Source organism: uncultured Sulfuricurvum sp., from assembly GCF_937936435.1.
Classification (GTDB): domain Bacteria; phylum Campylobacterota; class Campylobacteria; order Campylobacterales; family Sulfurimonadaceae; genus Sulfuricurvum.
The window spans coordinates 1-8,350 of the sequence record NZ_CALDDG010000126.1 but is presented as its reverse complement, the minus strand read 5'-3'; the positions used below and the strand labels follow the sequence as shown (position 1 = coordinate 8,350).

The following is an 8,350-nucleotide window of genomic DNA, read 5'->3' as shown; positions in this document are numbered from 1 at the left end:
GACCACCGAGATCTACACTCTTTCCCTACACGACGCTCTTCCGATCTACGAAATAAATGTTGGGAATATAACCGAAAAAAATTAGGACATTATAAAAGAAAGAAGCTATAAAATTCGTTAAAAATCGGGGAAAAGGCGCGAAAGCTCCCTACAGGAGCTCAAGTTTGTATAGAAACTGCCGCTCTTTATAGGAGGGAATGTCGAGTTCCTGACGATATTTCGCGATGACGCGACGTACCATTTTAACCCCGAAACGCTCTTCGATCATCTCATGGAGTGTTTTATCGCTGAACGGATCATCCTTATTTTCGCTGCTCACAAGGCGTTGGAGAAAATGTTTGATCTCCGAAGTCGATACTTCGCCGATAGAGTTTGAAAAGAAGTCTTTAAACGCATAAAGCCCTCGCTCCGTCTGTATGTATTTATCGGCGATCGCACGTGAAATCGTCGATTCATTGAAGCCGAGCTCATCCGCCACGTCCTGGAGGCGAAGCGGTTTAAGTTCTCCCCCCATAAAGAAGGCATATTGTTTCTCGATCAGAACCAAAGCGACGTTATATAAAGTCGCCTTACGCAGATCCAGCAATTTGACCAATTCACGGGCTTCTTTGAATTTTTGTTTTGCAAAATTATCGTATTTGTCGATCATATTGACCTGTAAATCGGGATAAAACGCATGATTGATCCGAATATTGAGTTCTGAACCGATGAATTCGATAAACAAGTCAGGGGTAATCTGTGCTTCCGGTTCCATGTACTCCAAAGCCGGAGGATTTTTAAGATGCTGCAAAATATGTTTAGCGTCATGGAGTCTCGGATGATTGATAAACTTTTCCATTTTATCAAATTGCAAAATCATCGCACTGAGCAAAATACTCAATTCATCATCCAATTCAAAATCGTTCAGCTGAAATAGAAACGACTCTTTATAATCGACTGCACCGACACCTGAAGGTTCGAGATGAGCGAAACGCTGACGTACCCGTTCAACCGTATGGGCATCGGTATCACACTGCTTGGCGATCTCTTCGACACTCCCTTCAAAATACCCCTCGTCACTGATATAGTAAACGATCTGACGCGCAATTTTTTGTGAAATCGGGGTCGGGAAAAGTGGAGCTACGATCTGTTCGTCCAATTTTTCGTATAGCGACGTCGCCGAAATACTGAGCCACTCTATCTGATCGCTCGAAGCGTTCGAAACGTAATTTTGAAATGCACCGTAAGCTGCCGAACCTCCGGCTTGTGCATTGGACTGCTCAAAACCCGATTTTACTTCCAAACAGGGATTTTCGTTGGTAATAACCTGCAAATGTTTTTCCAAATCATTCAACGAGCATTGTAATAGCGGCAGCCAAGTCTGCATCGATAGTCTTGGTAATTGTTTCTGTTTATATGAAAGTGTTGTTTGCATTATTTTTACCTAAAATCAGTTCAACGGTCTCATTGACTGCATATCTTGTTCATAGTAACATTATAGGGCTTTTTTAGGCAGAGATATGATTAAAAAAGAGGCAATTTATTCAGCCGAAGCTGAATAAAAGGGAGAAGATTAGTATTTAATACGTACCAATCCGTTTGGCGCGACTACTTTCATTTGGCAAGCAAGACGAGCTTTAGGGCTAGTTTCACCGACAGTTTTGAGAACAGCTTTCTCTTTTTCGTTGATTTCGCTCATATACTCCATGCCTGATTCGATCATTACGACACAAGTACCGCATTCACCGTCACGGCAGCCGAACGGAAGCGCACTTCCTGAAGCTTCTACGATATCTTGGATCGTTTTGCCCGGATGGACGTTGATCGCCAAAAAGTCATTCATAATTTCTACACGTGTTGTCATCCCAACTCCTTTTATATTATGATGTTTACGCTAAACGAAACCAGTCCGTTTAGATACCGCTCCGAAGAGCACTAATGATTTTAGATGTCTTGATATACATTCTGCCAATAGAGCAATAGCTTTATTAGTTAAACGGTTTTACCAAAATAGAAGTATTTTTAACCGCACATTGACAAGCCAAACGAACCGGAGTAGGACGATTGAATTGTTGAGCGATTTCAGCTTCTTTTTTAGTGATTGCACCCATGTTTACAAGAGTTTCAAGCTCTTTGTCGTCCATATAGACAGCTTGACCCTTAGATGAATAGTCTTCGGTTGTTGAAGCTATTGTTTCATCATTTGAGATTTCTTCGACACGAACAGCACAGCTTCCGCACATACCGTCTTTACAATCCGTAGGGATATTGATACCGTTGCTTTGCGCAACACGTAGCAGAACATCACCTGCTTTAGCAAAAACACGTTTGTCTTGGCCTTCACCGAAGCCGCAGAAAATAACATTGACCATCTTAACCTCCTCAAATTTTGCCGTATGACACGCTCATGGCATTCACGTCTTATACAGCTTGCACAAATCCCAAAAAGTGAATTACTCCTCCCCTTCTTGAGATTGCGCCTTTTGTTCGGCGGCTCGCTTGGCGCGATGTTCTTTTAACCATTTTAATTCCTCGGCCACTTCATCGTAGCCGTCATCTTCGATCGCACTTTCAAGTTCCGCTTCACGGCAACCGAAAATAAGTCCCTCTTCGATGAAATTGACCTCATAAATACGTATTGTCTGTAAAAAATCTCCGATTTTTCGGACATACCCTTCCGCCCCCGCTTCAACCAGAACGTCTCCGTTTTTAGCGTGGGGATACGTACCGTCATTTCGGATCGCTTTCGTTAGTCGAACCCGTTCGCCGATACGAAATAACGGAAGGATTTCATCCTTCGTTGACATTTTGTAAAGATTCGTTTTACGTGCCTCATTGTTAATAGGCATTGATTCACTGTCATGCTCAGATGCCTCTAAATCGGCTTGTGCCGAATCGGCCCTTTTTTCTAAAAAATCAGAAGCTGATGGTTGTTTGGCTTGTGCAGGCGTGGACTCCATGACTGACCTCCTCTACATCGTTACAACTACTTGATGTCGAACACGTACCGCACGCACTCGGTTTGTCAAACATTGCCCACACATCTGCCGCCGATGGGCTGTAGCCGTTTTCGAAATTTTTATAGACCGTAATCAAAGCGAATTTATAGTACTCAAGTAATTTTTCATCGCTTCCCATATCATGTCCGTTGGCTTTTTCGACCAACTCACCAAATTTTTTCATGATATGAAAACGTTTTGAGTTCACAAGACGCTCATCGAACTGGAGGTCGAAAAAATCGAAAAAATCCTCAGTATCGGTTATTTTTTGAAATTCAGCTAACGTTCCCATCGTATACTCCTTGTTCAATGTACTATGCAACTTTCAGTCTACAAGCCCATTTCACTTTTTAATTGGTTTGCCCAACTGACAACTCTCTCTTCAGTCAAATCTTCTTGATTGACGTCGTCGATTCCTAATCCGCAGAATTTTCCGTCTTTTTCCGCAAGAGAAAATTCATATTCATATCCTGCGGTCGGGATAGATCCGTATGCGGTTGCACCGAGCCCCACAAAAAGGTCATGCATTTTTCCAAGAGCGCTCAAGAAATGCTCTCCATGCGTTTTTTGATCGCCGGCACCGAAGAAGGCAACTTTTTTACCGCTTAAATCGGGACGGTCGTTATCCAATTCGTACAAAGGATCAACCCAGTCACGCTGAGGGTCACCTTGTCCCCATGTAGATGATCCTATCAGTAGAACATCGTAATCATCGAACTGATCGAGCCCGTCATAATCTTCTTCCATATCGATCAGTTCCGCTCCCGAAAGCTGCTCTTGTAAAAGTTCTGCCGCACCGCGTGTGACACCACTGCTACTACCGAAAAAAATACCGATTTTTGCCATATGTTACCCCTTTAGTTTTGTTTAATGCATGGTTTATATTCTGCGTAGATATCCATTGCGCTTTGCAACGTTTTATCTCCGTCTTCGAAAAGCGCTTCAAGCGTTCGATAGCTGAAACGGTGTGCGTCTTTAAAATATTTATTAACGATACAGATACGATCTGCGATGACCGCGCAGCGCCCGAAACCTTCATGGCTCATTTCCATGATAACGTTACAGACGACACCCGTTTGACGTTCAAATGACAAAGCGATCGCTTTATAGATCATTTTGATGTCGTTAATCATCATTTCGTCGATATCTGCGATCAATGGAACCGCTTTGAGTTCTTCTTTGGTTTTGACATACTTTTTAACAAGCAACTCTTCATCCGAGATTCTTGCCCAGTTACCGAATTGATCCAGTGCACGAATCTGACGTACGATCTCCATCCCAAACGGGCTCATAGTTGTTTCTGCTTCCATTATTTTGCTTCCTCTGTTTTATGATATATGTTCTCGCCGAGTTTTCCCCGGCAAAAGCAGCTTAACTCTCAGCCTGCCATCGATCCTGCCGTACGTCGTGAGGCGTTTGCATCTGGATAATTTGTTTTACCCATGGCGGAGGATTGCCGTTGATCATTTGAACCAACGACTTAAGAACATCTTCGATCAATGTCGGTTCGTTGACTTTCATCGGATGGATTCCGGCACGGATGACTTTTGCCGCTGCCGTTCCCCCGATACTTTCGCAATACATGATGTTGATACCTTTCAATGCACGAACACGAAAATCGGTTTTATCATCATCTTCAACATCATTGGTATCGGTTTTGATCACTTCTGAGAGGCTGAATCCGTCTTTGGAAACGTTATAGACTACAAACTCTTTTGCTCCGCCGAAATGGGCGTTGATCTCTTCCATATCTTTGGTTGCAAAAGCAACTTTTAAAGCATTTTCCATTGTCCCGTTCCCTTCTATTGTAATTTTAGTGTTCATGTTTGACCTTTCTCAATTCGTTAGCGATTTCGAACAAAAAGTACGTGCTTCCCTCATACAGCTGATCATTTTTTAGCTGATTGCCTAACTCTTCATAATTAGGAAATCCACGGATTACAAGTGCTGTATTATGGTATGAGTGCAAGATTCGTTCTGCATGAAAATTACTGATGACCATATCCGCGTTATCGAAGAAACGGCGCGCATCTTCCAAGTCTCCGACAAAGACGTTTTCCGCTTCTATGGTGTGTAAAACATCGCTAAACGTCGTTGATACGGCGGCATCGATCGTCCCGCCGACACTTCGGATCAATGCACATAATCCGCTAAGCATATCCGGTTCGCCCGTAATGACGAAATGGGAACTCCCGATAAGAAAATGGCTGTCCAGCATCGCATCTTGCAAGCGCGATCTCCACCGCTTAATCATCGGCTTAGGATCGGTATGTCGGATTTTCATAAGGGCACCGACAAATTTGTCATTCTGATCCAATCCCATCAAATGATCGAAGTGAATATGTTCCATCGAAGGATTTTTTTTCCGTAAAGCTTCAGCCGATTTTTTCATCGACTGTCCGATCGAAATCACCGTCGCACAAGTAGCGAGAGCTTTTATCTCATCGACGGTAATACCGCCGTTGGCTAATTTACCCTGCCCCTCTTCCCAATATCCGTCAAGCGAAGTCGAAAGATCGGGAAGCGCATACGTTTCAAATCCGAAATCTTCGCATACCGCTTTGATTTTTTCGATCTCGATCGGCTGCAAGCTGACATGCGGCAAAATAACCAACTTATTAGGTTTTACCGTCGATGCAGATTCGGTGAGCTGCTCAATCATAGCAGTGACGGTCAATGCCCATCCGCTTTCCAGCCCTCCCTCGTAATCGGGAGTATTGACGAATACATAGGGTATCTCGATGTGTGTTCCCACACCCCGGACGTCATCCCCTTTGGTCTCGGTCAATCCGGTCGTATGTAAACCGATCATACTCGGTTTCATATTTTTCTCTTTATTCTGAATATTTTCGATAGCCATCAAAATCGAATAGTCTCCTCCGTCCAAAACAGCCGTAATATCGCTGACGGAGGTATTGTGAATGGCAATCGGTTCATTGAAATGACGCGTGAAAAAGACTTTGGTATATGACGCGCATCCCTGCGCCGAGTGCATGAGCGGCAAGCACCCCTTAACGCCCAGATATGCGAGCGTCGCCCCCATCGGCTGGGAGTGTTTGATCGGATTGACCTGAAGCGGTTTATGTTCGTGACGAGAGAGGGAGAATTCCATAACGACTCCTTATTCAAAACAGTGATGCAAGAAGTGTGCGAGAAAGGCTATTTGGGACGTATTTAGATTATTATAAGAGGAGAAAGTTACTTGTTCGTTACTCTTTCGGGGCTTTTTTCTAAATCGCTTCGATAACCTCAGACAGCGCTTTCAAGAAACTCACATATCGTACCGCATTGCAACGACTTTATCACCGAAGTTTTGAGGGGTAATTCTTCGATGATATTTTTATTTGGAATCGTTACCGTATCGATTTTCGAAGTTTTTTGGACTCATACATCCGTTTATCCGCTAAATCGATTAAATCGGTCATATCAATAGCATCATCGGGATAAATAGCAAAGCCTATACTTGCACCAAAATTCAAAGGTGTTCCCTCAAAATAATAAGGTCCGGAAAGTGCATCTCGAAAACGGTCTAAAATCGCTTCTATCGTTTCGATAGGCTCATCGGAAGATATGATAATGCCAAACTCATCTCCTCCTAAGCGGGCAATAATATCACCGTTTCGTGAAGCTTTTTTTAAACGTAACGCTAATTCTTTTATCGCTTCATCGCCTGCACGGTGTCCATAAGTGTCATTGATCGTTTTAAGCCCGTCCATGTCGACGATCATCAATCCGATGACAGCCGGCTTGGAAAACGATAATCGCAATTTTTCATAAAACGAAGCACGATTATCGACTCCGGTCATGGAGTCTTTCGTTGCTCTAAGTAATAGTTCATCGATCGAATATTCACCTGAATGATACATAGCCGCACCCATGGTTTCTGCCATCATCGACAAAATACAAATTGTCTGATTGTCATAGTATTTTTTTTTCGAAGAGATGACTTTCAATACACCAACATTATGTTCGCCGTATTTAAGCGGTACGACGACCATAGATTCAGCCCCTACAATTTTTGAGGCCTTTTTATCTACCCGTTCGTCATTTTGCGTATCTTCACTATAAAGTATTTGCCCATTTTTAACACATAAGCCGGATAAACTATTGCCGACCGGAACGCTAAACCCCAAAAAAGGTTCAAGTGTTCCGACAACGGCACGATAAATCATTCCCCCGTTTTCGGACAATTCAATCGTCGCTCCGTCACTCGCCGTCAATTCCATCGCACTTTTAACCACTTCATTCATTACATGGCTGATTTCATGACCGATCTTGACGATTTTTGTCTGTGCTTTGATAATTTTCATCAAAATATCTTGGGGAAGTCCCGATTCACAGTTTTCACAATCTATCATTCATACCTTTCAAACAACATGGCGAAATTATATTGCTATTTGAAACAAAAAATCAATTCTCCCACGGAGCCGGTTTCCCGACATTGGCAAATACGGGATTACGAAACGCATATTTCAAATCTTCCGCCAGATTAAGCAATCCGTTGTATCCGCCGTAACTCGTTTTTTTCTCTTGATTGACATCGATAAACGAGATTTTCTTCTTAATCGCAGTATAAAGACTGCGCCCTCCGGCAAGCAAGATATGCGCGCCCGTAGAATCGATGACTTTGGCTTGCTCTGCAGCCGGTTTTGTCATCAACACGCCGTTTTCACCCAGATATTCGCGTGCTTTATCGATATCATCCTGCGTCGATTTGGCAACACTGGTCGCTACCACTTCGATTCCCAAATCCTGCAATCCCGAAGCGATTGACCATGCCTTATTTCCACCCGTGTTCAAAACCGCTTTTTTACCGGCAAACAATTCACGATACGGCGCCAATTTCCCTTCCAACTCCGCTTCGGCTTCAGCAATAACCGTTTCGGCCCGTGCGATCAGTTCAGGATCCCCCAATGCATTGACGATTTCACGAATGGCGAAAGTGGTATCGCGTTTTCCGTAAAACGAAACGGAAATCCAAGGAATACCGTATTGTTCTTGCATTTTTCGGGTTAACGTAATCAATGATTTGGCGCATACGATGACATTGAGTTTGGCCCGATGAGCACAGCGGATGTCGCCGACACGTCCGTCGCCGCTCATGGAGCTAAGTATACGAATACCGATTTTTTCAAATAGGGGAAGATATTGCCACATATCGCCCGTAACATTGTAATCGCCGATCAGATTGATATCATACGGTGTCGTGTGTTCCGGCTCTTTCGTTCCGATCAGATGTTCGAGTACCGCTTCCCCGGCCAAACGCGAACCGAGATTTTTGCTTCCGACAAATCCCGGTGCGTGAACGGGAACAACCGGAACTCCGTGTTTTTCACTTCCCATCTTACACGTCATATCGATGTCATCGCCCA

The 8,350-nt window shown here is 43.6% G+C and carries 11 protein-coding genes; all 11 read right to left on the bottom strand.

Features of this window, described 5'->3' with window-relative positions; translation table 11 throughout:
- Positions 1-148: 148 nt before the first annotated feature.
- Entirely contained in the window at positions 149-1,414 is a 1,266-nt protein-coding gene (gene rpoN, locus Q0389_RS11920) for an RNA polymerase factor sigma-54 (RefSeq protein ID WP_298694423.1), read from the bottom strand.
- Positions 1,415-1,552: 138 nt separating this feature from the next.
- Entirely contained in the window at positions 1,553-1,843 is a 291-nt protein-coding gene (locus Q0389_RS11915; RefSeq protein ID WP_298694419.1) for a 2Fe-2S iron-sulfur cluster-binding protein, read from the bottom strand.
- Between the two features lie 124 nt (positions 1,844-1,967).
- Positions 1,968-2,351 carry a 2Fe-2S iron-sulfur cluster binding domain-containing protein gene (locus Q0389_RS11910; RefSeq protein ID WP_298694417.1) on the bottom strand — a complete coding sequence of 128 codons (384 nt, stop codon included), beginning with the start codon at positions 2,349-2,351 and terminating at the stop codon, positions 1,968-1,970.
- A gap of 81 nt (positions 2,352-2,432) precedes the next feature.
- The gene (locus Q0389_RS11905; protein WP_298694414.1) at positions 2,433-2,939 is read right to left on the bottom strand and encodes a nitrogen fixation protein NifZ; all 507 of its coding nucleotides are present in this window, start codon (positions 2,937-2,939) and stop codon (positions 2,433-2,435) included.
- Entirely contained in the window at positions 2,896-3,270 is a 375-nt protein-coding gene (locus Q0389_RS11900) for a nitrogenase-stabilizing/protective protein NifW (RefSeq protein WP_298694411.1), read from the bottom strand. The genes Q0389_RS11905 and Q0389_RS11900 overlap by 44 nt, the downstream gene beginning before the upstream one ends.
- 38 nt (positions 3,271-3,308) lie before the next feature.
- Positions 3,309-3,824: a flavodoxin gene (locus Q0389_RS11895; RefSeq protein WP_298694409.1), complete on the bottom strand. Its 516-nt coding sequence runs from the start codon at positions 3,822-3,824 to the stop codon at positions 3,309-3,311.
- Between the two features lie 11 nt (positions 3,825-3,835).
- Positions 3,836-4,288, bottom strand: coding sequence for a NifX-associated nitrogen fixation protein (locus Q0389_RS11890; protein WP_298694406.1), 453 nt, complete (start codon positions 4,286-4,288; stop codon positions 3,836-3,838).
- Between the two features lie 61 nt (positions 4,289-4,349).
- Positions 4,350-4,802, bottom strand: a complete 453-nt coding sequence (gene nifX, locus Q0389_RS11885; RefSeq protein ID WP_298694403.1) for a nitrogen fixation protein NifX — start codon at positions 4,800-4,802, stop codon at positions 4,350-4,352.
- The gene (gene nifN, locus Q0389_RS11880; protein ID WP_298694402.1) at positions 4,792-6,090 is read right to left on the bottom strand and encodes a nitrogenase iron-molybdenum cofactor biosynthesis protein NifN; all 1,299 of its coding nucleotides are present in this window, start codon (positions 6,088-6,090) and stop codon (positions 4,792-4,794) included. Before nifN ends, nifX begins: the two co-directional genes overlap by 11 nt.
- Before the next feature lie 241 nt (positions 6,091-6,331).
- Positions 6,332-7,336, bottom strand: a complete 1,005-nt coding sequence (locus Q0389_RS11875) for a sensor domain-containing diguanylate cyclase (protein WP_298694400.1) — start codon at positions 7,334-7,336, stop codon at positions 6,332-6,334.
- A 52-nt stretch (positions 7,337-7,388) separates the two neighbouring features.
- A partial coding sequence (locus Q0389_RS11870) for a nitrogenase component 1 (protein ID WP_298694398.1) occupies positions 7,389-8,350 on the bottom strand: 962 nt, incomplete at its 5' end.

Coding starts and splice junctions, on each gene's coding strand:
- Q0389_RS11905 (WP_298694414.1), bottom strand. CDS start 2,939: ATGGAGTCCACGCCTGCACAAGCCAAACAACCATCAGCTTCTGATTTT.
- nifN (WP_298694402.1), bottom strand. CDS start 6,090: ATGGAATTCTCCCTCTCTCGTCACGAACATAAACCGCTTCAGGTCAAT.
- Q0389_RS11895 (WP_298694409.1), bottom strand. CDS start 3,824: ATGGCAAAAATCGGTATTTTTTTCGGTAGTAGCAGTGGTGTCACACGC.
- Q0389_RS11890 (WP_298694406.1), bottom strand. CDS start 4,288: ATGGAAGCAGAAACAACTATGAGCCCGTTTGGGATGGAGATCGTACGT.
- nifX (WP_298694403.1), bottom strand. CDS start 4,802: ATGAACACTAAAATTACAATAGAAGGGAACGGGACAATGGAAAATGCT.
- Q0389_RS11900 (WP_298694411.1), bottom strand. CDS start 3,270: ATGGGAACGTTAGCTGAATTTCAAAAAATAACCGATACTGAGGATTTT.
- Q0389_RS11875 (WP_298694400.1), bottom strand. CDS start 7,336: ATGATAGATTGTGAAAACTGTGAATCGGGACTTCCCCAAGATATTTTG.
- rpoN (WP_298694423.1), bottom strand. CDS start 1,414: ATGCAAACAACACTTTCATATAAACAGAAACAATTACCAAGACTATCG.
- Q0389_RS11915 (WP_298694419.1), bottom strand. CDS start 1,843: ATGACAACACGTGTAGAAATTATGAATGACTTTTTGGCGATCAACGTC.
- Q0389_RS11910 (WP_298694417.1), bottom strand. CDS start 2,351: ATGGTCAATGTTATTTTCTGCGGCTTCGGTGAAGGCCAAGACAAACGT.